The following is a 22,895-nucleotide window of genomic DNA, read 5'->3' on the forward strand; positions in this document are numbered from 1 at the left end:
CCGCGCGCTAACCGGGCACGAATAGAAGGTCGAGTATGCGCCCATACCACGTTGCAATCGTCGGCTCCGGACCGTCGGGATTCTTCGCCGCGTCATCCTTGCTGAAGGCGGCCGATGCGTCCGAGGACATCGATGTGGCCGTCGACATGCTGGAAATGCTGCCCACCCCGTGGGGGCTGGTGCGCTCCGGCGTCGCACCCGACCATCCGAAGATCAAGTCGATCAGCAAGCAGTTCGAAAAGACCGCCGAAGATCCCCGCTTCCGGTTCTTCGGCAACGTGGTGGTCGGTGAGCACGTGCAGTCCAGTGAGCTGGCCGAACGCTACGACGCCGTCGTCTATGCCGTCGGTGCGCAGTCCGACCGCGCGCTCAACATCCCCGGGGAGGAGCTGCCGGGCAGTGTCGCCGCCGTCGACTTCGTCGGCTGGTACAACGCGCATCCCAGCTTCGAGGAGGCGACGCCCGACCTTTCGGGCGCCCGCGCCGTGGTGGTCGGCAACGGCAACGTTGCACTCGACGTGGCACGCATCCTGGTCACCGATCCCGACGTGCTGGGCGCCACCGACATCGCCGATCACGCGCTCGAGTCACTGCGGCCGTGCGGCGTCGAGGAAGTGGTGGTCCTCGGCCGGCGCGGACCCCTGCAAACCGCCTTCACCACCCTCGAACTGCGTGAGCTGGGAGACCTCGAAGGCGTCGACGTGATCGTCGATCCCGCCCAGCTGGAGGGCATCACCGACGAGGACGCCGCCGCGGCCGGCAAGACGGCCAAGCAGAACATCAACGTGCTCCGTGGCTATGCACAGCGCGAGCCGCGCCCCGGTCACCGCCGGATCGTGCTGCGTTTCATGACCTCGCCCATCGAGATCAAGGGCGAGGACAGGGTGGAGCGGATCGTGCTGGGCCGCAACGAACTGGTGACCGACGAGAACGGGCGGGTGTCGGCGAAGGACACGGGCGAGCGCGAGGAGTTGCCGGTTCAGCTGGTGGTGCGGTCGGTCGGCTACCGCGGTGTGCCGACACCGGGGCTGCCGTTCGACGAGAAGACGGCGACGATCCCCAACGCCGCGGGCCGGGTGGAGGGTAGCCGCAACGAATACGTCGTCGGTTGGATCAAGCGCGGGCCGACCGGTGTCATCGGCACCAATAAGAAGGACTCCCAGGACACGGTCGACACCCTGCTCGCCGACCTGGACCGCGCGAAAGAAGGCGGCATGGCCGAGTTCCCCGAGGACCACGCCGACAAGTTGGCCGAGTGGCTCGCCTCACGCCAGCCCAAGCTGGTGACCTCGGCGCACTGGGAGATCATCGACCGCCATGAGCGGGCGGCCGGCGAGCCGCACGGCCGCCCCCGCGTCAAGCTGCCCAACCTGGCCGAGCTGCTGCGGATCAGCCACGGCTGATCAGGGGGCGACGGTGGCGAGCAGTTCGGGCGCATCGAGTCCGGTCAGCCGGCGGTGCATGGCCCAGGCGATCCTGGCGGCCTGAACCTTCGCCCGGTCCGCGGCCGGTCCGCGGTACATGTCGTCGACCGTGTCGTGCCAGATGGTGAGCCACCGCAGGAAGTGACGGTTGGACAGCGGGGTGCGCCGGTGAATGTCCCGGTGCGCCTGCAGCGCGCTACCGCGGTAGCGGCCCGCGCGAAACAACACGGTCTCCCAGAAATCGCACATCGTCGGCACGTGCGCGTCCAACCCGACGGCGCGCAGTCCGGCGAACGGCTCGGCCAAAACCTCGTCATTCAGCGCCCGCCCATAAAAGCGGCGCAGCAACGCCTCCACGTCGGCGCGGTCGGTCAGATCCGCACTCGCTTCAGCCATCGCCACACCCCACCCTCATAAGTTGCTGCACCGGATCACCAGCACGGAATGCGCCGCGTTGCAGGCCTGCTCAGCGGCATGAGAGTCGGTGACCAGCAACTGGCCCGCTTCGGAGTGGGCGCGGATGTATTGCTCCACACTGCCCCGCACGATCGCGGACTCCACCCGGACGTCGGGATACAGCCGCGTCCACCGCCCAAGTCGTCGACTCAATTGCGCTTGCGCCGAACGCGTTCCATCGTGCGCGTCCTCGGGGCATACCCAGAGCGCGTGCAGTGTGGCTCCGCGCAGCCTGGCCTCGTCGAACGCGTGCCGCAGCACCATGCCGTTGTCGACGTCGACCACGACGCTGTCGACCTTCGGGGGTGTCGACCGTCTCGCAGGCTGATGGATCACGGCCAGCGGGCACCGGGCAGAGCGGGCCAAGGAGGTTGCTACGGAGGGTTCGCCATGGCAGGCATGGTTCAGCCCGATGGAACCGATACACATCATGGCCGCCGACCTCGACTCCTCGGTCAGCTTGGTCAGCGGCCTCCCGCAAACGATCTCGGTTTCGACCTGGACGGGAACGCCGGTGGCGTCGACGGACCGATGGGCTTCGGCAAGCGCCGTCCGTGCTGCGGCGAGGCGCGTCTCGCACGCGTGCGCGCTGGAGGCGTCCTGCGGATCGACGACGTAGATCAACCGCATTGGGATGTTCCGGCTGGCCGCCTCATCGAGGGCCCACAGTGCCGCCTGCGTCGCCGCCCTCGATCCGTCCACCCCTACGACGACCGCCGGACCTGGATGGCTATTGCTCATCGCGGTCTCCTCTGCTGAGCTGTACGCGGGGAACTTTCACGTCGCTCAGCCACGACGGTATGGCCGGGAACGTCTCTGCCCCAGGGGCATTGGTCCCGAAATCGAGGCCATTGGCCCCTGGGACCAGCGGCGGCGGGAATTGGCGTTCCCACCGCGATGACAAGCGAACACGCTTGAAGACGGGAGACCCGCAGATGGCCGCTCAACAGACCGCTCGACCGACTTCCTCGCAGCCGCTGGTCGGCAAAGGCTGGATTCAGGGCGTCGCCCTGGTGATGATCTTCGGCTTCCTGGTCATGGGCATCCTGGCCTACCGCACGTACTCGGCGTCGATGCCGATGCCGGACAAGGTCGTCAACGAGTCGGGCCAGCTGCTGTTCACCGGCGACGACATCACCCGGGGGCAGGAGCTCTACCAGACGCGCGGCCTCATGGAATACGGCTCGGTGCTGGGGCATGGCGCCTACCTGGGGCCCGACTACACCGCGGAGTACCTGCGAATGGCGACGCAGGACGTGGGCGATCAGCTACGGGCGCAGGGGGTCGCCGATCCGCGTGACCGGGTGGTCACCGAATTCCGCACCAACCGCTACAACGGCAACACCAAGACGTTGGTGTTCACCGACCGGCAGGCCGCGGCGTTCGAGCACATTCAGCGCCACTACGCCGCTTTCTTCGGCGAGAACTCGACGAAATACGGGCTACTGCCCCAGATGATCACCGACAAGGCGCAGATCCACGACCTGACGGCGTTCTTCGCATGGACGGCCTGGGCGGGGGCGGCCGAACGCCCCGGCCACAAGTACAGCTACACCAACAACTGGCCGGCCGAATCGCGCGTCGACAACGGGCCCACCGCGCCGGTGATCGTGTGGTCGGCGCTGTCGCTGATCGCGCTGCTGGGTGGCATCGGCGTCATGTTCGCGGTCTACGGGCGCTGGAGCCAGAAGGTCGGCTGGCACGGGGCGGAGTCGTCCACGCTGTCCTTCCGCCAGCCCGGCGAAGTGAGCCTGACGCCCGCGCAGCGGGCCACGATCTGGTTCTTCGCGATCGTGTCGGTGTTGTTCCTGGCGCAGACGCTGTTGGGCGCGGCGGCCGAGCATTACCGGGCCGACCTGTCGAACTTTTTCGGGCTGGATCTGGCCCGCGTGCTGCCCTACAACCTCGCCCGCACCTGGCATGTGCAACTGTCGCTGTTCTGGACCGCGGCGGCTTTCCTGGCCGGTGGCATTTTCCTGGTGCCGTTCATCGCCCGCCGCGAACCGCGCCGTCAGGGCTTGCTGGCCTACGTGTTGCTGGGCGCGGTCGCGGTAGTGGTGTTCGGATCGCTGATCTGCGAGGCACTCTCGATCTACGGAGTGATCCCGCACGGGCTGCTGTCCCAGCAGTGGGAGTATCTCGACCTGCCGCGGCTGTTTCAGATCCTGCTGATCATCGGCATGTTCGTGTGGATTGCGATCATCTTCCGGGGCATGCGCGCGCGCCTCAAAGGCGAATCGAAGATGAACATGCCGTGGTTGTTCTTCTTCTCCGGGCTGGCGATCCCGGCGTTCTACACCGTCGGGCTATTGGCCAGCAGCGGCACGCATTACACCGTCGCCGAATTCTGGCGGTTCTGGGTGGTGCACCTGTGGGTCGAGGACTTCCTCGAGCTGTTCACCACGGTGATGGTGGCCTACATGTTCGTGTTGCTCGGCGTGGTGCGCGAACGGATCGCGCTGGGCGTGATCTTTCTCGACGTAATCCTGTATTCCGCGGGCGGGGTCATCGGCACCATGCACCACCTGTACTTCTCCGGCACCCCGGTGGAACACATGGCGCTTGGCGCGTTCTTCTCGGCGGCAGAGGTCATTCCGTTGACCTTCCTCACCGTCGAGGCATGGGCGTTCCTGCAGCTGGGTTCGCGACAGCAGTCGGGTGACGCCAAACCCTTCCCGCATCGCTGGGCGGTCATGTTTCTGGTCGCCGTCGGATTCTGGAACTTCCTGGGCGCAGGCATCTTCGGCTTCCTGATCAACCTGCCGATCGTGTCCTACTACCAGATCGGCACCGCACTGACCGCCAACCATGCCCACGGCGCGATGATGGGGGTCTACGGCATGCTCGCCGTCGGCCTGGCCATGTTCGCGTTCCGCTACGTGATCCCGGCCGACAAGTGGCCGGAGAAGTTGGCGCGAACCTCGTTCTGGTGCATGAACATCGGCCTCGCCTGGATGGTGTTCGTGACCCTGCTGCCGCTCGGCGTCCTGCAGCTCTACCACTCGGTCAACGACGGCTACTTCGAGGCGCGCTCCCTGGGCTACATCACCAGGCCCGGCAACGCCGTCCTGGAATGGCTCCGGCTGCCCGGCGACCTCATCCTGATCGTCGGCGGCGTGCTGCCGTTCGTCTGGATCGCCTGGACCGCGCTGCGGCATTTCCGGACGGGCTCGACGGTTCAGGAGTTGCCCGAACATCCGTTGTACGTCGAAGCCCCGACCGAGCCGGACACCAGTGCCGCGGTGTCGGCGAAGGACTGAGCGGTGACTCAACCGGCCGCCTCCGTTTGGCTGATCGCCGGCTATTCCCTTGCCCTGCTGGCCGTCGGCTGGAGTTTCGACTCGATGGCCCGGCGGGCGTCGGCGCGCGCGGCCCGTTGGCGCACAGGCCAATTCACCTACCGGCCCGATCATGACGCCTGGGTGTGCCCGCAGGACCACTGGTTGTGGCCGACTTCGTTCGATCCGCGGCACCGGGTCATGCGATATCGCGCCCAACCGGTGGTGTGTAACAGCTGTCCCGTCAAGTCCAGCTGTACGACGTCCGATCACGGCCGGGAGATCAGCCGCGAGGTGGACCCTTGGCCGCACTCGGACGCTGGGCGGTTCCACCGCGGGATCGCCTGCTGCGTGGCCGCCTTCGGAATCGTGTTGCCGCTGGCCATGTTGGTCGCCAATCACTCGGGCGCCGACGTGTTGGTATTGACGGGCACCATCGGGGTTGTCGCACTGCTCGGCCTGCCGCTGGTCCGCCACCTGTGGAACACCCCGTCCAATGCGCCGGAGCACCTTCCCCACCGCACCGCGCTCGAAGACCAGGCGGCCGCGGCGATCGACAGGTATTCCACTCGCTGGGGCGGCTGGGAAAGCAAGGAGGGCAAGGCAACATGACCACGGTTGTGATCGTCGTCGTCGCTGGGATTGTCACGCTTGCCGTGCTCGCGAGGTGGTCGCTGGCCGTGCTGCGCGAATACGAACGCGGAATCGTCTTCCGGATGGGGCATGTGCGCCCGCTCTACGGTCCCGGGCTTCGTGTCCTCATCCCCTTCCTGGACAAGATGATCCGCGTCGACCAGCGGTTGGTGACGCTCACCATTCCGCCGCAGGAGGTGATCACCCGCGACAACGTGCCGGCCCGGGTCAACGCCGTCGTCATGTTCCAGGTGATGGAGCCGCTGAAAGCGATTCTGGCGGTGGAGAACTACGCGGTGGCGACCTCCCAGATCGCCCAGACCACGCTGCGTTCGCTGCTCGGCCGGGCGGACTTGGACACCCTGCTGGCACACCGGGAGGACCTCAACAGCGACCTGCGCACGATCATCGAAAAGCAGACCGAACCTTGGGGAGTGCAAGTCCGCGTCGTGGAGATCAAAGACGTCGAGATTCCCGAGTCGATGCAGCGGGCGATGGCCCGCGAAGCGGAGGCCGAACGGGAACGCCGCGCGAAAGTCATCAACGCCCGCGGGGAACTGCAGGCCTCCGAAGAGCTACGTGAAGCGGCGGAGACGCTCTCGAAGAGCCCCGCCTCGCTGCAATTGCGTTACCTGCAAACGCTGTTGGAACTGGGGGCAGACCAGAATTCGACCGTCGTCTTCCCGCTGCCGGTGGACATCATCACGCCGTTCTTGCGACACCCCGAGGCGCTACAGGGCATCGTCGACAACTTCAACAATCGCCGGTGACAGGCGAGCGCCACTTGCGGTGATGGCGCGCCCGCCCGTCGTACGGAGCTATACCGGGGGCGGCTCGGACGGTGCGAACCGCCAGTTGTCCGGATTCTTCGGCGAGTACACCACCGGAAACAACTGGCCCATGGTGGGCCACTGCTCGACGTCGACGGCCATGCGCTGATACACGGCGTGTTCGCTGACGGTGGGCCCGTTGATCACGCCGGATATCGTGACGAACTGTTCACCGGTGGCGTCCGGGCGTGGACTCACACCGGTGACCAGCAACGTACCGTTCAGCACATCGCCGCGGGGGCCGCGCGGCAGGAACCGCTGGGCTAGAGCGACCGCCAAGACGGCCACCAACAGGAACAGCACGCCGAATTCCCACACGCCGCCATGGTAGGGCCGTGATAGGACTGCGTCATGAGCCGGGACGATCTGACGTTGGCGCTGACGCTGGCCGACCGCGCCGACACGCTGACGTCGGCGCGGTTCGGAGCCCTCGACCTGCGCGTTGACACCAAGCCGGACCTGACCCCGGTCACCGACGCCGACCGCGCGGTGGAGACCGAGCTGCGGGAGACGCTGGGCCGCGAGCGGCCGCACGACAGCATCGTCGGCGAGGAGTTCGGCGGAACCACCACTTTCACCGGGCGCCAGTGGATCATCGACCCCATCGACGGCACCAAGAACTTCGTGCGCGGCGTGCCGGTCTGGGCCAGTCTCATCGCACTGCTCGAAGATGGTGTGCCCACGGTCGGCGTCGTCAGCGCCCCCGCCCTGCAGCGCCGGTGGTGGGCGGCGGACGGCGAGGGCGCCTTCGTCGCGGTCAACGGCGCGCCGCCCCGCCGGCTCTCGGTTTCGTCTGTCACACAATTGGATTCGGCCAGCCTGTCGTTCTCCAGCCTGTCCGGTTGGGCGCAACGTGGCCTACGGGAACGCTTCATCTCGCTGACCGACGCCGTGTGGCGGGTGCGCGCCTTCGGCGATTTCCTCTCCTATTGCCTGGTGGCCGAGGGGGCGATCGACATCGCCACCGAACCGGAGGTGTCCGTCTGGGACCTCGCGGCCCTCGACATCCTGGTGCGCGAGGCGGGCGGGACGCTCACCGGCCTGGACGGCGTCGCGGGGCCGCACCGCGGCAGCGCGGTGGCAACCAACGGGCCGCTGCACGAACTCGTACTTCGCGCTCTCGATGCCGGCGGTCTGTGAATTAGTTAACAACTGTTCTCTGTTATCTTACTCCGGAGTAAGATAGGCTTATTCGCACTGCCCCGACTACTACAGGCTGCCGACATGACCGACACTGGTTCCGGTTCAACACAGAGTTCGAAATCCGCCCGCTCGCGTCGCAAACGCAAAGACCAGCAGAGCGGGATCGGGCTGCAACCCCACAAGCGCACCGGCGTCGACATCGCCATCGCGCTGCTCACCCCGCTGATGGGCCAGGAATTCCTGGACAAGTACCGGCTGCGCGATCCGGTCAACCGGGGGCTGCAGTACGGCACGAAGACTGTCTTCTCCACCGCCGCCGCCGCGTCCCGCGAGTTCAAGCGGCTGCAGAACCTGCGCGGCGGACCGACCCGGCTGAAGTCGAGCGGCAAGGACTACTTCGACCTGACCCCCGACGACGACCAGAAGATGATCGTCGAGACGCTCAGCGAATTCGCCGAGGAGGTACTGCGGCCCGCGGCGCACGACGCCGACGAGGCGGCGACCTACCCACCGGACCTGATCGCCAAGGCAGCGGAGTTGGGCATCACCGCGATCAACATCCCCGAGGACTTCGACGGCATCGCCGCGCACCGCTCCAGCGTGACCAACGTGCTGGTGGCCGAGGCGCTCGCCTACGGCGACATGGGTCTCGCGTTGCCGATCCTGGCCCCCGGGGGCGTGGCCGCCGCGCTGACCCACTGGGGCAGCGCGGACCAGCAGGCCACCTATCTGCACGAGTTCGCCGGCGAGAACGTCCCCCAGGCCTGCGTCGCGATCGCCGAGCCGCAACCGCTCTTCGACCCCACCCGCCTGAAGACCACCGCGGTGCGGACGCCGAGCGGCTATCGCCTCGATGGCGTGAAGTCGTTGGTCCCGGCGGCGGCCGACGCTGAGTTGTTCGTCGTCGGAGCGCAGCTGGAGGGGCGGCTCGCGCTGTTCATCGTCGAGTCGTCGACGAAAGGCCTTACCGTCAAGGCGGATCCGAGCATGGGCATCCGAGCGGCGGCCCTGGGCCACGTCGAGCTGTCCGGCGTGACCGTCCCGCTGAGCGCGCGGCTGGGCGAGGACGAGGCAACCGATGACGACTACTCGGAGGCCATCGCGCTGTCCCGGCTGGGCTGGGCGGCGCTGGCGGTGGGCACCTCCCACGCGGTGCTCGACTACGTCGTGCCCTACGTGAAGGAGCGCGAGGCCTTCGGCGAGCCGATCGCGCATCGTCAGGCCGTGGCGTTCATGTGCGCCAACATCGCGATCGAGCTGGACGGGCTGCGACTGATCACCTGGCGCGGCGCGGCGCGGGCCGAACAGGGCCTGCCCTTCATTCGCGAGGCGGCGCTGGCCAAGCGGCTGGGCGCCGACAAGGGCATGCAGATAGGCCTGGACGGCGTGCAGTTGCTCGGCGGCCACGGCTTCACCAAAGAACACCCGGTCGAGCGTTGGTATCGCGACCTGCGGGCCATCGGCGTCGCCGAGGGCGTCGTAGTCATCTAACACGAGCTGAAAGTTCAACCATGGCAATCAATCTGGAACTGCCCCGCAAGCTGCAAGCGGTCGTCGTGAAGACCCATCAGGGCGCGGCGGAGCTGATGCGGCCGATCGCGCGCAAGTACGACCTCAAGGAGCACGCCTACCCGGTCGAACTCGACACGCTGTACAACCTGTTCGCCGGCGCCTCGGAATCGATCGAATTCGCCGGGGCCGACAACCTGGGCGATGAAAACCAAGACAGGGACCAAAACCACAACGGCGCCAACATGGCCGCCCTGCTGCAGACGTTGGAGGCCTGCTGGGGCGACGTCGCGATGATGTTGTCGGTCCCCTATCAGGGCTTGGGCAACGCGGCCATCTCCGCCGTCGCCACCGAAGAACAGCTGGAACGCCTGGGCAAGGTGTGGGCGGCGATGGCCATCACCGAACCGGGCTTCGGCTCTGACTCGGCGGCGGTATCGACCACCGCCAAGCTGGACGGCGACGAGTACGTGATCAACGGCGAAAAGATCTATGTCACCGCCGGTTCGCGCGCCACCCACATCGTGGTGTGGGCCACGCTGGACAAGTCGCAGGGGCGCGCGGCGATCAAGTCGTTCATCGTCCCGCGCGAGCACCCCGGCGTCACGGTCGAACGGCTCGAACGCAAGCTCGGCATCAAAGGCTCCGACACCGCGGCGATCCGGTTCGACAACGTCCGCATCCCCAAGGAGAATCTGCTGGGGAACCCGGAAATCGAAGTCGGCAAAGGCTTTTCCGGCGTGATGGAGACGTTCGACAACACCCGGCCGATTGTGGCCGCCATGGCCATCGGCGTCGGGCGCGCCGCCCTGGAGGAAATCCGCAAGATCCTCACCGAGGCCGGGGTGGAGATCTCCTACGACAAACCGTCACACGCCCAGAGCGCCGCGGCGGCCGAGTTCCTGCGGATGGAGGCCGACTGGGAGGCCGCCTACCTGCTGGCGCTACGTGCGGCGTGGCAGGCCGACAACAAGATCCCCAACTCCAAAGAGGCGTCGATGAGTAAGGCCAAGGCCGGCCGCATGGCCAGCGACGTCACCCTCAAAACGGTTGAATTGGCTGGCACCGCAGGCTATTCCGAGCAATCAATGCTGGAGAAGTGGGCGCGCGACTCCAAGATCCTGGACATCTTCGAGGGCACCCAGCAGATCCAGCAGCTGGTGGTCGCCCGCCGCCTGCTTGGCCTGTCGTCGGCCGAGCTCAAATAGCCCCCGGTCCGCGCCGAACGTGCAACCATGGCGGGAATTCGGCGATTTCTTCGCCCTGAGTGCACGTTCGGCGAAACTTAGGCGCCGACCGCGTTCAGCCGCTCGCGCACGTCGCCGTCGAGTTCGATGGACGCGGCGTCCAGGTTCTCCTCGAGGTGTCGCACCGACGACGTCCCCGGGATCAGCAGCACGTTGGGCGCCAGGCTCAGCGTCCACGCCAACGCCACCTGCGCCGGCGTACGCCCCAGCCGCTCGGCGGCGTCGACGACGAGTTGGTGAGTGAGCACCGGGTTGGGTCGCATGAAGGCGGCCCCGAGGGGGAAGAACGGAACGAACGCGATCCCGCGCGCGGCACACTCGGCCAGCACCGGCGCCGAATCGCGCTGAACCAGGTTGAACGCGTTTTGCACGCAGGCGATTTCGGTGCGCTCGCACGCATGCAGCAGGTGTTCGCGGTTGACATTGCTCAGCCCGATGCCGCCGATCAGCCCCTCGTCACGGGCTTCGATCATGACCGACAGCTGGTCGTCGAACAGCTGATCCGGCCCGTCGCTTTCGAACACGCGCAGGTTGACCACGGCCAGCTGCTCGACACCGAGGGCCCGCAGGTTCGTCTCGATGTCGCGGCGCAAGTCCGCCGGCGCGTCGACCGGCAGCCAGCCGCCGCTGCCGTCGCGACGCCCGCCCACCTTGCTCACCAGCGCCAGGTTCTCCGGATAGGGATGCAGCGCCTCGCGGATGAGTTCATTGGCCACGTCGGGACCGTAGAACTGGGCGGTGTCGATGTGGTCGACGCCGAGTTCGACCGCCCGCCGCAGCACGGCCAGCGCCTCACCGCGGTCGCGGGGCGGACCGAACGCGTTCGGGCCCGGCAACTGCATGGCGCCGAAGCCCACCCGGGAGACCGAAAAGCGACCAAGTGGAAAGGAATCCATACCGTGAGGTTAGCGTCGGGGGATGGACACGTTTCAAGCGCTCGTCGCTCGCGAAGATGGTGACCGGATAACCGCGTCGGTCGAGACCTTGAGCCCCTCCGACCTGCCGCCCGGTGAGGTGACGATCCGGGTGCTCTATTCAAGCGTCAACTACAAGGACGCGCTGGCGCTGACCCCCGGCGGCGGCGTGGTGCGCAGCTACCCCGTGGTGCCGGGCATCGACCTGACCGGTGAGGTAGTCGAGTCGCAATCACCCGACTTCAACGTCGGCGAGAAGGTGCTGGCCCACGGGTACCAGATCGGCACCGGACACCACGGCGGCTACGCCGAATACGCGCGGCTGCCGGGCGACCAGGTCGTCGCACTCGGCTCGTTGAGCCCGCACGAGGGCGCCGCGATCGGCACCGCCGGCTTCACCGCCGCGATGAGCGTGCAGGCGTTGATCGACCGGGGCATCGAACCCGGCGCCGGGTCGGTGGTCGTCACCGGCGCCTCCGGTGGTGTCGGCTCGGTCAGCGTGGACCTGCTGGCCGCCAAGGGCTATCGGGTGGTCGCCTCGACCGGCAAGGAGGAGGCGGCCGGGCTGCTGAAAGAGCTTGGCGCCGCGGAGGTTATCGGGCGGCTGCCGGAAGACCCCGACGCCAAACCGCGGCCGCTGGCCAAGGCGCGCTGGGCGGCCGCGGTCGACTGCGTCGGCGGCGCGACCCTGGCCGACGTGCTCAGCGCCGTCGACTACGGCGGTGCGGTGGCCTGCAGCGGCCTCACCGGTGGCCCGGGATTGAAGACCACGGTGATGCCGTTCATCCTGCGCGGCATCGCGCTGCTCGGGATGGATTCGGTGCAGATGCCGATCGGCCCGCGCCGCAAACTGTGGGCGCTGCTGGGCGATTCGTTGCGCCCGCGTCATGTCGACGCACTCACCAGCGACGTCGACATCAGGGATGTGGTCGATGTGCTGGATCGGGTGCGCGCCGGCAAGTTCACCGGGCGGGCGGTGGTGCGGGTCGCCGGCGGATTCTGAGCCGGCAGTAGGCTGACCGACCATGCGAGCTGCACGGGTGATTCGGCTGGACGGTCCGGACGCGATCGAGGTGGCGGAGATCGACGAACCGTCGGGTGACGGCGTGGTCGTGGATGTGTACGCCGCCGGTGCCGCCTTCCCCGACGCCCTACTGACGCGGGGCCTGTACCAGTACCGCCCCGAGCCGCCGTTCGTGCTGGGAGCCGAGATCGCGGGGGTGGTGCGTTCGGCGCCGGACGGCGCACACGTGCAGGCCGGCGACCGGGTCGTCGGACTGACGATGCTGTCCGGCGGCATGGCCGAGGTCGCGATCCTGCAACCCGACCGGGTGTTCAAGCTCCCCGACAACGTCGGTTTCGAGGCGGGCGCCGGCCTGCTGTTCAACGACCTCACGGTGTACTTCGCCCTGACCGTGCGTGGCCGGCTGGCCCAGGGCGAGACGGTGCTGGTGCACGGCGCGGCCGGCGGCATCGGAACATCGACGCTGCGGCTGGCATCGCTGCTCGGGGCGTCGCGCACCATCGCGGTCGTCAGCACCGAACAGAAGGCGGACGTCGCGACCGCCGCCGGGGCCACCGACGTGGTGCTGGCCGACGGGTTCAAGGACGCGGTCAAGGAGCTCACCGGCGGCCGCGGCGTCGACGTCGTGCTCGACCCGGTCGGCGGCGACCGGTTCACCGACTCGCTCCGCTCGCTCGCCCCGGGCGGGCGGCTGCTGGTCGTCGGCTTCACCGGCGGCGACATTCCCACCGTCAAGGTGAATCGGTTGCTGCTCAACAACATTGACGTGGTAGGCGTGGGCTGGGGCGCCTGGACGGCGACGCATCCGAACGCGCTGGCCGAGCAGTGGGCCGGACTGGAGAAGTTGCTTGCCTCGGGTCGGCTGGCTCCCCCCGACCCGGAGGTCTACCCCCTGGACGACGCCGCCGCCGCGGTCGCGTCCCTGGAGAACCGCACCGCCAAAGGCAAGGTCGTGGTGCGCGTCCGCGACTGACGCGATGGGCCGAACCGGCCGCGCCCGGTCGTGTGACATTCGCAGGATTCGATAGCGCGGGCGATATCAAATCCCGGTACCGGGCATGGTCCGCCCTTGTGCAGGCCCGGAACAAAAAGTAATGTCACTTTCAGTTTTAGCCGCCGCAGCCGGGAGTCAGCCATGGAATCCTTCGTCCACTTGCGAAAAGGGAAAACGCCACGCCGCCTGCACGCCGACCTGGACGGGCTGAAGGACGACGAGCTGGGCCGGGGCGGATTCACCGGCCGCACGGCGAACCTCTACCGCCGCCACGACCCCACCGCCTACCGGTCGGTCGGCCCGCTGCGCCCCGTCGACGTGCTGGCCGGTGAGCTCAAGCCCAGCGACGCCACCGACGCCAACGGCGCTCCCCTGCTGATGTTCAGCAACGCCGACTGCCGAATCCTGTTGAGCCGCCGCCACGAGCCGATGCCGTTCTACGCCCGCCATGTCGACGGGGACCTGCTGTGCTTCGTCCACCAGGGTGCCGGCCTGCTCGAAACGGAGTTCGGGCCGCTGCGCTACCGCGACGGCGACTGGGTCTACATCCCGAAGGCCTGCACCTGGCGCCAGGTGCCGGACAGCGAGACGACGATGCTGATGATCGAGGCGACCGACGAGTTCCGGGTTCCGCCACCCGGGCCGCTGGGTCGCCACTTCCCGTTCGACCCGTCGCAGGCCACCATTCCCGAACCGGCGCCCATCGACGACGACGGCAGGGACGAGTACGAGGTCCGGCTCGTCCATGATGGTGGCCCCACAACGCTGTTCTACCAACACAATCCGCTCGACATCGAAGGCTGGCGCGGCGACAACTTTCCGTTCACGTTCAACATCGCCGACTACAACGTGGTCACCTCCGACAGCGTCCACCTGCCGCCGACGGTCCACCTGTTCATGCAGGCCACCGGCGTCTACGTGATGAACTTTTTGCCGAAGCCCGCGGAAGGCGTCTCCGGCACCGAACGCACACCCTGGTATCACCGCAATGTCGACTACGACGAGATCGCCTTCTTCCACGGCGGCTCGCTCTACGGCATTCCGATGCCGCCCGGCCTGATTTCCCATGCGCCGCAAGGCGTCCACCACGGCGCACCGGAGAAGGCGCGGGAACGGGCGCGCCGCAAGTTCGACGAGTACTCCCGCGTCGATTGGCAAGTGATCGCCGTCGACACCCGCCGGCGTCTGACCCCGTCGGCCGAGGTGCTGGCGCACGACCTAGGACAACACTGAGCATGACGACCCGCCACGAATACGAACGCATCCCCTATCTCGTTGCCTTCCAGAACAGTTCCGGCGTCCGCGACGTGTACGGCGGCCTGGCCGAGATCACCGTGCTGGAGAGCTACCTGCTCAAGCCCATAGACAAGCCGTCGGACACCGTGCTCGTCTTCATGCACCCGATCGGCGGCGGGGCCTATTTGCCGATGATCAACGCGCTGGCCCGGGCCGGCCATCATGTCATCTACTGCAACAGCAGGTTCCGCGGCACCGACTCGGCGCTGCTGATGGAGAAGGTGGTCGAGGATCTCGGCGAGTGCATCAAGGACGCCAAGAAGCGGCTGGGTTACCAGAAGGTGGTGCTGGCCGGGTGGAGCGGCGGCGGCTCGTTGTCGATGTTCTACCAGCAGCAGGCCCAGCACCCCACCATCACCTCGAGCCCGTCCGGCGACGGCCCCGACCTGACCGCCCTGGACCTGCCCGCCGCCGACGGAATCATGCTGTTGGCGGCGCACATCAGCCGGCACGGCACGCTCACCGAATGGCTCGACGCGTCGATCCTCGACGAATCCGACCCCACCAAGCGCGATCCCGAGTTGGACCTGTACAACCCGGACAACCCGAACCAGCCGCCCTACACCCAGGAATTCCTGGCCCGCTACCGCAACGCGCAGATCGAACGCAACCGGCGCATCACCGCGTGGGTCAAGGACAAACTCGCCGAACTGCGGGCCGCCGGACGTCCGGACGAGGAGTTCTGTTTCGTCGTGCACGGCACCATGGCCGACCCGCGTTGGCTGGACCCGACCGTCGATCCCAACGAACGCACCCCGGGAACGTGTTACCTGGGGGATCCTCAGGTAGTGAACATGAGCCCGGTCGGGTTGGCGCGCTTCTCCACGTTGCGCGGCTGGCTCTCGCAATGGAGTTACGACGAGGCCCGCGGCGACGGGGTGGCCTGCGGCGCCGACATCGCAATCCCCGCGCTGGTCATCGGCAACCTTGCCGACGACGCCTGCACGCCCAGCCACACCCGGCGGCTCTACAACGCGATCGGCCATCACGACAAGGAGATGCACGAAATCCCCGGCGCCACCCACTATTACGCGGGCCTCGATCAGCGCGACAAACTGCGCGCTGCCGTCGACATCGTCACCGACTGGCTGGTCCGCCACGACTTCGCGGACAAAGAATGAGCGCGGCGGCGGGGCCGCTGGACGGCATCCGGGTGCTCGAACTGGGCACTCTGATCGCGGGCCCCTTCGCCGGGCGGCTACTCGGCGACATGGGCGCCGACGTCATCAAGGTGGAACCCCCCGGCGCCCCGGACCCGTTGCGCACCTGGGGCCAGGCCGAGCTCGACGGGCAGCACGTCTTCTGGACGGTGCACGCGCGCAACAAGAGAGCGATCACCCTCGACCTGCGCCGGCCACGTGGCCGCGAACTGTTCTGCGGCCTCGTCGAGAAGTCCGACATCATCGTGGAGAACTTCCGCCCGGGGACGCTGGAGAAATGGGACCTGGGTTACGACGTGCTGAGCGCCCGCAACCCGGGAATCATCCTGGTTCGGGTCTCGGGATACGGCCAGACCGGCCCCGACGCGCACAAGGCGGGATATGCCTCGGTGGCCGAGGCGGCCAGCGGGCTGCGCTATCTCAACGGTTTCCCGGGCGGCCCGCCGCCCCGGCTCGCACTCTCGCTGGGTGACACCCTGGCCGGCATGTTCGGCGCGCAAGGAGCGATGGCGGCGTTGTACCGTCGCAGCATCACCGGACGCGGCCAGGTGGTGGACGTCGCGCTGACCGAATCCTGTTTGGCCGTCCAGGAATCCACCATCCCCGACTATGACCTGAGCGGTGTGGTGCGCGGGCCTTCGGGCACCCGGCTGGAGGGCATCGCGCCTTCCAACATCTATCGCAGCGCCGACGGCTCGTGGGTGGTGATCGCCGCCAACCAGGACACCGTCTTCGCCCGGCTGTGCAAGGCGATGGGGCGCCCGGAGCTGGCCGCCGACGACCGGTTCGCCACGCACGGCGCGCGCGGCCGCAATCAGGATGAGCTCGACGAGATCATCGGCGCCTGGGCCGCGGAACGCCAGCCCGGCGACATCATCGAAACCCTCAGCGCCGCAGGGGTGATCGCCGGGCCGATCAACACGGTCGCGGAGGTGGTCAACGACCCGCAGCTGCGCGCCCGCGGCATGCTGGTCGAACATTTCGATGAACGGCTCGGCCGGGACGTCCTGGGGCCGGGCATCGTGCCGGTGCTGTCGGAATCGCCGGGCCGCGTGCGCAACGCCGGGCCCGCCCGCCCGGGCCAGCACAACGACGACGTCTACATCGGGCTGCTCGGCAAGACCGCTGCGGAGCTCGAGGAGTTACGGGCCGAGGAGGTGGTATGACGCACGTGCAAATCCGCGAGGTGGCGCTGCGCGACGGCCTGCAGATGGAAACACCGATTCCGTTGTCTGCCAAGCTCGAACTGCTGGCCGCGGTCGCCGCGACCGGGGTCCGCGAGGTGGAGGCCACGGCGTTCGTCTCGCCGTCGAAGGTGCCGTCGATGGCCGACGCCGCCGAGCTTGCGGCCCACCTGCACGACTACCCCGACATCGAGTTCTCCGCCTTGGTGGCCAGTCCGAACGGAGCCAAGCGGGCCGTTGCGGCGGGGCTGCGCTCGATCGAGTACGTGGTCGCCGCCGACGACACGTTCAGTCAGGCGAACGTCGGGCGGACCAGCGCCGAGGCCACCAAGGCGATCGACGAGATCGTCGCGATCGCGCACGGCGCAGACGTCACCGTCGAAGTGATCATCGCCACCGCGTGGGACTCGCCGTTCGAGGGTCCCACCCCGCCCGAGCGCGTGCTCGACATCGCCGCGGCCGCCCGCGAACGCGGCGCCGACCGCCTGTCCATCGCCGACACGATCGGCACCACCACCCCGGGGCGCGTGAGTTCGCTGATCGCACAACTGCGTCCGGTGATCGGCGACCTGCCGCTGGGCGGGCATTTCCACAACACCCGCGGCTCCGGTCTGGCCAGCGCCTACGCCGCGGTCGGGTCCGGGGTGACCCGGCTGGATTCCTCGGTCGGCGGGCTGGGCGGCTGCCCGTTCGCGCCGGGTGCCACCGGCAACATCGCCACCGAGGACCTGGTCTACCTGCTGCGCGACAGCGGCATCGACGTCGACGTCGACCTGCAGGCCGCCATCGCCGCGGCCGACGTCGCCAAATCCGTTGTCGGCCATGACCTGCCGAGCGCCCTGCTGCGGGCCGGCGACCGGATGCGGGCCTGATGCCCGCGCCGCAGGCGCGCACCGCGAAGGGCCGCCAGACCAGGCAGGCCATCGAGCTGGCCGCCCGGAAGCTGTTCGCCGAGCGCGGCTTTCACGGGACCACGCTGGCCGACATCACGTCGGCGGCCGGCAAGTCGCCCGCGGTGTTCTACCGGTACTTCGCCGACAAGGAAGAACTGCTCGCCGCCCTCGCCGAGTCCTTCCTGCACGATGTCGTGACACCGTCGGGGCTGAGCCTCGAGTTACCGGACTCTGCGGAGGACGACGCCTTCTTCACCTCGGTGGTCACCGGGTACTGGAACATGTTCAAGCAGAACATCGGCATCATGATCGCCGTGGCCCAGCTGGCCGCCACCCAGCGACGCTTCGCGGCCGTGCAGAACGAATTCCGCCGCTTCGGCATGGACATCGTCGCCGCGTCGGTCCGCCGCGCCCAGGAGCAGGGCTACGGAACCGAGCTCGACCCGCAACACACCGCGGCGGCCATCGCCCTGCTGTTCGAGAACTTCACCACCGTCTTCGTCGGCCCCTCCAACCTGGGCATCAAGATCAGCGACTCCGACGCCATCGCCACCCTGTCGACGATCTGGAAGAAAACCCTCTACGGCGCGTAAGCCCTTGCAAAGGAGAAAACTGTGGATTTCACACTCCCCGAACACCTTCCGGGCCTGCTCGCTCAAATGGACGAGTTCATCGAGACGGAGATCAAACCGCTGGAGCGCGACCACATCCAGTACTTCGACAAGCGCCGCGAACACGCCCGCACCGACTGGGACAACGACGGCATCCCGACGCGCGAATGGGAGGATCTGCTCGCCGAGATGCGCAGGCGGGCCGACAAGGCGGGCTGGCTGCGGTACGGGCTGCCGACGTCGCTGGGCGGCCGGGACGGCACCAACGTCGACATGGCCGTCATCCGGGAGCACTTGGCGCACAAGGGCCTCGGCCTGCACAACGACCTGCAGAACGAGTCCTCGATCGTCGGCAACTTCCCGCAGGTGATCATGATGGAGCGGTTCGGCACCGACGAGCAGCGACGGCTCTGGTCCGAAGCGCTGATCACTGGGGAACGTTCGATGGCGTTCGGACTGACCGAGCCCCAGCACGGCTCGGACGCGACGTGGCTGGAGACGCGCGCGCAGGCCGACGGCGACGGGTGGGTGATCAACGGCGCCAAGCGGTTCAACACCGGGGTGCACCGCGCGACCCACGACCTGGTGTTCGCGCGCACCTCCGGTGAGCCGGGCCAGGCGCGGGGCATCACGGCGTTCCTGGTGCCGACCGATGCGCCCGGGTTCACCGTCCCCTACTACTGGTGGACGTTCAACATGCCGACCGACCACGGCGAAGTCCAGTTGACCGACGTCCGGGTGCCCGCCGATGCGGTGCTCGGCGAGGTCGACCGCGGTCTGGAGGTCGCGCAGACGTTCCTGCACGAGAACAGGATTCGGCAGGCGGCCAGCAGCCTGGGCGCGGCCCAGTACTGCATCGACCGCGCCGCCGAATACGCCGGCAACCGGACCGTTTTCGGCAAACCGCTGTCGGTCAACCAGGCCGTGCAATGGCCGCTGGCCGAATTGCAGACCGAAGCGCAGATGGTGCGGCTGCTGGTGGCCTATGCCGCCTGGCATCTGGACCGCGACCACCACATGGAGGTCTCGGACAAGGTGTCGATGGCCAACTACCGCGCCAACCGACTCGTCTGCGACGCCGCCGACCGGGCCATGCAGATCTTCGGTGGCCTCGGCTACAGCCGGCACGAGCCGTTCGAGCACATCTATCGCCATCACCGTCGCTACCGGATCACCGAGGGAGCGGAGGAGATCCAGATTCGCCGGGTGGCGCAGCGGCTGTTTAAGTTTGGCAAGTGACATCGACCGAGCAGTTGGCCCCACAGCTCGCCGCGGTGCTGGCGCCGGTCCTCGGTGCCGATGTCGCGGTTGAGAACCTGCGCGCGTTGACCGGCGGCGCCAGCCGCTCCACGTGGGCCTTCGACGCCGTCGCCGGCGAGCGACGCCACGCGCTGATCCTGCGCACCGGCGCGCCCGACGACGTGCACGCCGGCATGGAGCTGGAGGCACGCGCCCAGGCCGCCGCCGCGGCGGCCGGCGCACCCGTCCCCCACGTCCTCATCGCCGACGATTCGCCTGCCGCCCTGGGCAATCCGTTTCTGATCTGCGACGAGATCGCGGGCGAGACGATCGTCCGGCGAATTCAGCGTCAGCTCGACGCCGCGGGCGGGCAAGCGGCCCGCGGGGAGCTGCTACGGCAATGCGCGCAGGCCCTGGCGGCCATCCACCGCGCCGACCCGGACATTCCCGGTCTAACCCGCGAGGATCCGCTGACGCAGTGGCGCGAGCGGCTCGACGCCATGGGTGACACCACGGCCACCTTCGAATGGGCGTTTCGCTGGCTGGGCGCCAACCGGCCCGAGCCGTCGGCGGACGTTTTGGTGCACGGGGACTACCGGATGGGAAACCTCATCGTCGACGGGTCCTGCCTCGCCGCCGTCCTCGACTGGGAACTGGTACACCGCGGCGACCCGTACGACGACCTCGCCTGGTTCTGCATCCGCGCCTGGCGCTTCGGGGCCCCGGCCAGCCTCGGCGCCGGCGGCCTCGGCAGCATCGAAAGCCTCCTGCGCGACTACGAGCAGGCCGGCGGGACCGGCGTCGACCGGCGGGCCTTTCACTGGTGGCTGGTGCTGGCCACGCTGCGATGGGGCGTCATCTGCCGCTACCAGGCGGAGCGGCACCTGACCGGTCAGTTCCGCTCGGTGGAGCTGGCCACGATCGGCCGGCGCGTGTGCGAGACCGAATGGGACCTGCTGGACCTACTCGAAGGAGCGCCGGGCGACGATGCGCGCCGCGCAGCGGCGCTAGGAGAAGCCAGGCAATCGGGGGACCTCTGATGATCGGCCCGTACGGCCGCCCGCTCGCCGCCGAACTGGTGGCCGCGGTGGCCGAATTCCTGGAGACCGACGTTCGGGCCGCGACCAGCGGGCAGGTCAACTTCCACGCCAGGGTGGCCGCCAACGCGCTGCGCATCGTCGAGCGCGAACTGCTCGACGAGAGCGAGGCCGAATCCGCTGCTGCGCTGGCCGAGCTCGGGTTCGCCGACGAGGAGGAGCTGGCCGCCGCGATCCGGGCCGGCGCGATGGACGGCCGGGCCATGGAGGTCACCGCCTGCCTGCGCACCCTGGTGCGCCGCCGGCTGGCAGCGGCCCACCCCGGATACGACGACGAAGACACCGAAGAATAGGAGCGAGCATGGCCGGTGCGAGCCCGGAAATCGTTGCCGACGCGGCAGACCGCCTATTCGCGGCGATCGAAAAGGGCGACTTCGCGGCGGTTGACCGGATGTGGAGCGACGACATCGCGGTGTGGCGAGTCGGCGCGCGGCGCGATGACGGCAAGGCCCGCGCGCTGCGGGTCATCGACTGGTTCATCACCGCGACCACCGAACGCCGTTACGAGATCCTGGACCGGCGGTTCTTCGAGGGCGGCTTCGTCCAGCAGCACATCCTGCACGCCACCGGTCGTGCCGGCCAATCGATCTCGATGCGGGTCTGCATCGTGATCAGGGTGGGCAGCGACGGCCGGCTCGACCGGATCGACGAGTACTTCGACCCCGCCGAGATCGCGCCGTTGATGGACTAGGCGTTAGATTCGCCACGAGAGATGGGGGTGCAGATGACGACTTTGGAAACGCTTCTGAACGATCCCGACCTGGCCGGCGTATGGACCCTCGTCCCCGACCGCTCGGAGATCACCTTCAAGGTCAGAAATATGTGGGGCCTGCTGAACGTCAAGGGCCGCTTCACCGAATTCAGCGGTGACGGCCAACTGACGGCGAAGGGGGCGGTTTTCGGCCGGCTCGACGTCCGCACCGCCTCCCTGGACACCGGGATCGGCCGTCGTGACAAGCACCTGCGCTCGGCCGACTTCTTCGACGTCGAGCGCTTCGGTGAAATCAGCGTCGTCGTCACCGCGGTCCACCCGACCAAAGGCAAGGCCGCAGACCTCCGCGCCGCCTTCACCATCAAGGGCATCACCGCGCCGCTGCCCCTGCCCGCCACGATCACCGAGCTCGATGACGGCTCGATCCGGATCGCCGGGGAAACCAAGGTGGACCGCACCCAGTTCGACCTGGGCTGGAACCGGCTCGGCATGATCGGCTCGACGGCGAAGGCGGCGGCCGAAGCCGTCTTCGTGCGGGCTGCCCAGTGAAGCCGGTGCGACACCAGTAGCATCTGCACCGTGTCGGACTCCAGCCCCGAATCCAGCGTTGCCCTGCGGATCCTGGTCTACAGCGATAACGCCAAGACCCGCGAACAAGTCATCCGGGCGCTGGGCAAGCATCTGCATCCGGACCTGCCCGAGCTGACCTACCTCGAGGTGGCGACCGCCCCGATGGTGGTACGCCAGATGGACGAGGGCGGCATCGACTTGGCCATTCTCGACGGGGAAGCCACCCCCACCGGCGGCATGGGAATCGCCAAACAGCTCAAAGACGAACTCGCCACGTGCCCACCGATCCTGGTGCTCACCGGCCGCCCGGACGACGCCTGGCTGGCGAACTGGTCGCGCGCCGAAGCCGCGGTGCCGCATCCCCTCGATCCCATCGTGCTGGGCCGCACGGTGCTCGGACTGCTCCGCACTCCCACGCGCTAGCCCTTTCACCTGCGGCAATACCGCGATCACCACCCTAACGACGGGTGCGAAACCGGCGTTGGCACTCCGCCGACCGGCCGTGGCGGCGTGCCATCCGGTTGCGGCGACACAAAAACGAAGCGAATAGCCCCACCCCGACAAAACACAGCCGTCTTCGCGACGCTATGTTGTGAAGGTCACTGTGGTGGCCCGCAGTCCGGGTACATCACAGCAGCCCGGCCCCCGCCCGGCCGCCGCACCGGCGGCCCGTACGAGGAG

Annotated in this window: 24 protein-coding genes; 20 read left to right on the plus strand and 4 right to left on the minus strand. The window is 68.0% G+C overall.

The annotated features are described in order from the left end of the window. The first annotated feature begins 35 nt into the window (after positions 1–35). Positions 36–1,403 carry an FAD-dependent oxidoreductase gene (locus A5697_RS15165; protein ID WP_068011254.1) on the plus strand — a complete coding sequence of 456 codons (1,368 nt, stop codon included), beginning with the start codon at positions 36–38 and terminating at the stop codon, positions 1,401–1,403. On the opposite strand, the gene A5697_RS15170 is transcribed toward A5697_RS15165, so the two are convergent. Together A5697_RS15170 and A5697_RS15175 are read right to left on the minus strand one after the other, a co-directional pair. Further along, complete coding sequence (locus tag A5697_RS15170) at positions 1,404–1,820, minus strand: group III truncated hemoglobin (RefSeq protein ID WP_068011308.1); 417 nt, start codon at positions 1,818–1,820, stop codon at positions 1,404–1,406. Positions 1,821–1,835: 15 nt separating this feature from the next. Then, entirely contained in the window at positions 1,836–2,621 is a 786-nt protein-coding gene (locus A5697_RS15175) for a universal stress protein (RefSeq protein ID WP_068011256.1), read from the minus strand. Positions 2,622–2,815: 194 nt separating this feature from the next. Here A5697_RS15175 and A5697_RS15180 point away from each other — a divergent pair, with 194 nt between their 5' ends. From A5697_RS15180 to A5697_RS15190, 3 genes are read left to right on the plus strand one after another with little or no spacing between them, the layout of a single operon-like run. After that, a complete protein-coding gene (locus tag A5697_RS15180) occupies positions 2,816–5,140 on the plus strand; it encodes a nitric-oxide reductase large subunit (RefSeq protein ID WP_068011310.1) in 2,325 nt (774 codons plus the stop codon). Between the two features lie 3 nt (positions 5,141–5,143). After that, positions 5,144–5,770: a hypothetical protein gene (locus A5697_RS15185; RefSeq protein ID WP_068011265.1), complete on the plus strand. Its 627-nt coding sequence runs from the start codon at positions 5,144–5,146 to the stop codon at positions 5,768–5,770. Continuing rightward, positions 5,767–6,561 carry a slipin family protein gene (locus A5697_RS15190; protein WP_067949922.1) on the plus strand — a complete coding sequence of 265 codons (795 nt, stop codon included), beginning with the start codon at positions 5,767–5,769 and terminating at the stop codon, positions 6,559–6,561. The genes A5697_RS15185 and A5697_RS15190 overlap by 4 nt, the downstream gene beginning before the upstream one ends. Before the next feature lie 48 nt (positions 6,562–6,609). On the opposite strand, the gene A5697_RS15195 is transcribed toward A5697_RS15190, so the two are convergent. Then, positions 6,610–6,939, minus strand: a complete 330-nt coding sequence (locus tag A5697_RS15195) for a hypothetical protein (protein WP_067949921.1) — start codon at positions 6,937–6,939, stop codon at positions 6,610–6,612. Between the two features lie 33 nt (positions 6,940–6,972). Between A5697_RS15195 and hisN the strand changes: the two genes are divergently transcribed. From hisN to A5697_RS15210, 3 genes are all read left to right on the plus strand, one after another. After that, positions 6,973–7,761, plus strand: a complete 789-nt coding sequence (hisN, locus tag A5697_RS15200) for a histidinol-phosphatase (protein ID WP_067949919.1) — start codon at positions 6,973–6,975, stop codon at positions 7,759–7,761. Positions 7,762–7,845: 84 nt separating this feature from the next. After that, positions 7,846–9,255 (plus strand): acyl-CoA dehydrogenase family protein, encoded by a 1,410-nt coding sequence (locus A5697_RS15205; RefSeq protein ID WP_068011267.1) that lies wholly within the window; start codon positions 7,846–7,848, stop codon positions 9,253–9,255. Between the two features lie 20 nt (positions 9,256–9,275). Beyond that, complete coding sequence (locus tag A5697_RS15210; protein WP_068011270.1) at positions 9,276–10,481, plus strand: acyl-CoA dehydrogenase family protein; 1,206 nt, start codon at positions 9,276–9,278, stop codon at positions 10,479–10,481. 77 nt (positions 10,482–10,558) lie between these two features. Here A5697_RS15210 and A5697_RS15215 read toward each other — a convergent pair whose 3' ends face one another. Further along, on the minus strand, positions 10,559–11,416 hold the full coding sequence (locus A5697_RS15215; protein ID WP_068011272.1) for an oxidoreductase: 858 nt from the start codon (positions 11,414–11,416) through the stop codon (positions 10,559–10,561). 22 nt (positions 11,417–11,438) lie between these two features. Here A5697_RS15215 and A5697_RS15220 point away from each other — a divergent pair, with 22 nt between their 5' ends. From A5697_RS15220 to A5697_RS15280, 13 genes are all read left to right on the plus strand, one after another. Then, positions 11,439–12,437, plus strand: coding sequence for an acryloyl-CoA reductase (locus A5697_RS15220; protein ID WP_068011274.1), 999 nt, complete (start codon positions 11,439–11,441; stop codon positions 12,435–12,437). A gap of 22 nt (positions 12,438–12,459) precedes the next feature. Beyond that, complete coding sequence (locus A5697_RS15225) at positions 12,460–13,431, plus strand: NADPH:quinone oxidoreductase family protein (protein ID WP_068011276.1); 972 nt, start codon at positions 12,460–12,462, stop codon at positions 13,429–13,431. A gap of 162 nt (positions 13,432–13,593) precedes the next feature. Then, positions 13,594–14,685 carry a homogentisate 1,2-dioxygenase gene (locus tag A5697_RS15230; protein WP_068011278.1) on the plus strand — a complete coding sequence of 364 codons (1,092 nt, stop codon included), beginning with the start codon at positions 13,594–13,596 and terminating at the stop codon, positions 14,683–14,685. Between the two features lie 2 nt (positions 14,686–14,687). Next, positions 14,688–15,869, plus strand: a complete 1,182-nt coding sequence (locus tag A5697_RS15235) for an alpha/beta fold hydrolase (protein WP_068011280.1) — start codon at positions 14,688–14,690, stop codon at positions 15,867–15,869. Further along, the gene (locus A5697_RS15240; protein WP_068011282.1) at positions 15,866–17,074 is read left to right on the plus strand and encodes a CaiB/BaiF CoA-transferase family protein; all 1,209 of its coding nucleotides are present in this window, start codon (positions 15,866–15,868) and stop codon (positions 17,072–17,074) included. The genes A5697_RS15235 and A5697_RS15240 overlap by 4 nt, the downstream gene beginning before the upstream one ends. Then, the gene (locus A5697_RS15245; RefSeq protein ID WP_068011284.1) at positions 17,071–17,964 is read left to right on the plus strand and encodes a hydroxymethylglutaryl-CoA lyase; all 894 of its coding nucleotides are present in this window, start codon (positions 17,071–17,073) and stop codon (positions 17,962–17,964) included. Before A5697_RS15240 ends, A5697_RS15245 begins: the two co-directional genes overlap by 4 nt. Next, positions 17,964–18,578, plus strand: coding sequence for a TetR/AcrR family transcriptional regulator (locus A5697_RS15250; RefSeq protein ID WP_082953407.1), 615 nt, complete (start codon positions 17,964–17,966; stop codon positions 18,576–18,578). The genes A5697_RS15245 and A5697_RS15250 overlap by 1 nt, the downstream gene beginning before the upstream one ends. Before the next feature lie 21 nt (positions 18,579–18,599). After that, positions 18,600–19,835: an acyl-CoA dehydrogenase family protein gene (locus A5697_RS15255; protein WP_068011286.1), complete on the plus strand. Its 1,236-nt coding sequence runs from the start codon at positions 18,600–18,602 to the stop codon at positions 19,833–19,835. Beyond that, complete coding sequence (locus tag A5697_RS15260) at positions 19,832–20,875, plus strand: phosphotransferase family protein (protein WP_068011287.1); 1,044 nt, start codon at positions 19,832–19,834, stop codon at positions 20,873–20,875. Before A5697_RS15255 ends, A5697_RS15260 begins: the two co-directional genes overlap by 4 nt. Then, the gene (locus A5697_RS28430; RefSeq protein ID WP_067943471.1) at positions 20,875–21,225 is read left to right on the plus strand and encodes a DUF6285 domain-containing protein; all 351 of its coding nucleotides are present in this window, start codon (positions 20,875–20,877) and stop codon (positions 21,223–21,225) included. The genes A5697_RS15260 and A5697_RS28430 overlap by 1 nt, the downstream gene beginning before the upstream one ends. Before the next feature lie 8 nt (positions 21,226–21,233). Beyond that, the gene (locus A5697_RS15270; RefSeq protein WP_067943469.1) at positions 21,234–21,623 is read left to right on the plus strand and encodes a nuclear transport factor 2 family protein; all 390 of its coding nucleotides are present in this window, start codon (positions 21,234–21,236) and stop codon (positions 21,621–21,623) included. A gap of 33 nt (positions 21,624–21,656) precedes the next feature. Next, complete coding sequence (locus A5697_RS15275; RefSeq protein WP_067943491.1) at positions 21,657–22,193, plus strand: YceI family protein; 537 nt, start codon at positions 21,657–21,659, stop codon at positions 22,191–22,193. A gap of 30 nt (positions 22,194–22,223) precedes the next feature. After that, positions 22,224–22,637 (plus strand): response regulator transcription factor, encoded by a 414-nt coding sequence (locus A5697_RS15280; RefSeq protein WP_046185372.1) that lies wholly within the window; start codon positions 22,224–22,226, stop codon positions 22,635–22,637. Positions 22,638–22,895: the final 258 nt, after the last annotated feature.

Origin of the sequence: Mycobacterium sp. E3251 (assembly GCF_001666835.1) — a bacterium.
Classification (GTDB): Bacteria; Actinomycetota; Actinomycetes; order Mycobacteriales; family Mycobacteriaceae; genus Mycobacterium.

Excerpts from the sequence above, each read along its gene's own strand:
- A5697_RS15165 (WP_068011254.1), top strand. The coding sequence starts at position 36 with ATGCGCCCATACCACGTTGCAATCGTCGGCTCCGGACCGTCGGGATTC.
- A5697_RS15180 (WP_068011310.1), top strand. The coding sequence starts at position 2,816 with ATGGCCGCTCAACAGACCGCTCGACCGACTTCCTCGCAGCCGCTGGTC.
- A5697_RS15275 (WP_067943491.1), top strand. The coding sequence starts at position 21,657 with ATGACGACTTTGGAAACGCTTCTGAACGATCCCGACCTGGCCGGCGTA.
- A5697_RS15175 (WP_068011256.1), bottom strand. The coding sequence starts at position 2,621 with ATGAGCAATAGCCATCCAGGTCCGGCGGTCGTCGTAGGGGTGGACGGA.
- A5697_RS15210 (WP_068011270.1), top strand. The coding sequence starts at position 9,276 with ATGGCAATCAATCTGGAACTGCCCCGCAAGCTGCAAGCGGTCGTCGTG.
- A5697_RS15250 (WP_082953407.1), top strand. The coding sequence starts at position 17,964 with ATGCCCGCGCCGCAGGCGCGCACCGCGAAGGGCCGCCAGACCAGGCAG.
- A5697_RS28430 (WP_067943471.1), top strand. The coding sequence starts at position 20,875 with ATGATCGGCCCGTACGGCCGCCCGCTCGCCGCCGAACTGGTGGCCGCG.
- A5697_RS15230 (WP_068011278.1), top strand. The coding sequence starts at position 13,594 with ATGGAATCCTTCGTCCACTTGCGAAAAGGGAAAACGCCACGCCGCCTG.
- A5697_RS15245 (WP_068011284.1), top strand. The coding sequence starts at position 17,071 with ATGACGCACGTGCAAATCCGCGAGGTGGCGCTGCGCGACGGCCTGCAG.
- A5697_RS15220 (WP_068011274.1), top strand. The coding sequence starts at position 11,439 with ATGGACACGTTTCAAGCGCTCGTCGCTCGCGAAGATGGTGACCGGATA.
- A5697_RS15190 (WP_067949922.1), top strand. The coding sequence starts at position 5,767 with ATGACCACGGTTGTGATCGTCGTCGTCGCTGGGATTGTCACGCTTGCC.
- A5697_RS15215 (WP_068011272.1), bottom strand. The coding sequence starts at position 11,416 with ATGGATTCCTTTCCACTTGGTCGCTTTTCGGTCTCCCGGGTGGGCTTC.
- A5697_RS15235 (WP_068011280.1), top strand. The coding sequence starts at position 14,688 with ATGACGACCCGCCACGAATACGAACGCATCCCCTATCTCGTTGCCTTC.
- hisN (WP_067949919.1), top strand. The coding sequence starts at position 6,973 with ATGAGCCGGGACGATCTGACGTTGGCGCTGACGCTGGCCGACCGCGCC.
- A5697_RS15225 (WP_068011276.1), top strand. The coding sequence starts at position 12,460 with ATGCGAGCTGCACGGGTGATTCGGCTGGACGGTCCGGACGCGATCGAG.
- A5697_RS15205 (WP_068011267.1), top strand. The coding sequence starts at position 7,846 with ATGACCGACACTGGTTCCGGTTCAACACAGAGTTCGAAATCCGCCCGC.
- A5697_RS15240 (WP_068011282.1), top strand. The coding sequence starts at position 15,866 with ATGAGCGCGGCGGCGGGGCCGCTGGACGGCATCCGGGTGCTCGAACTG.
- A5697_RS15170 (WP_068011308.1), bottom strand. The coding sequence starts at position 1,820 with ATGGCTGAAGCGAGTGCGGATCTGACCGACCGCGCCGACGTGGAGGCG.
- A5697_RS15270 (WP_067943469.1), top strand. The coding sequence starts at position 21,234 with ATGGCCGGTGCGAGCCCGGAAATCGTTGCCGACGCGGCAGACCGCCTA.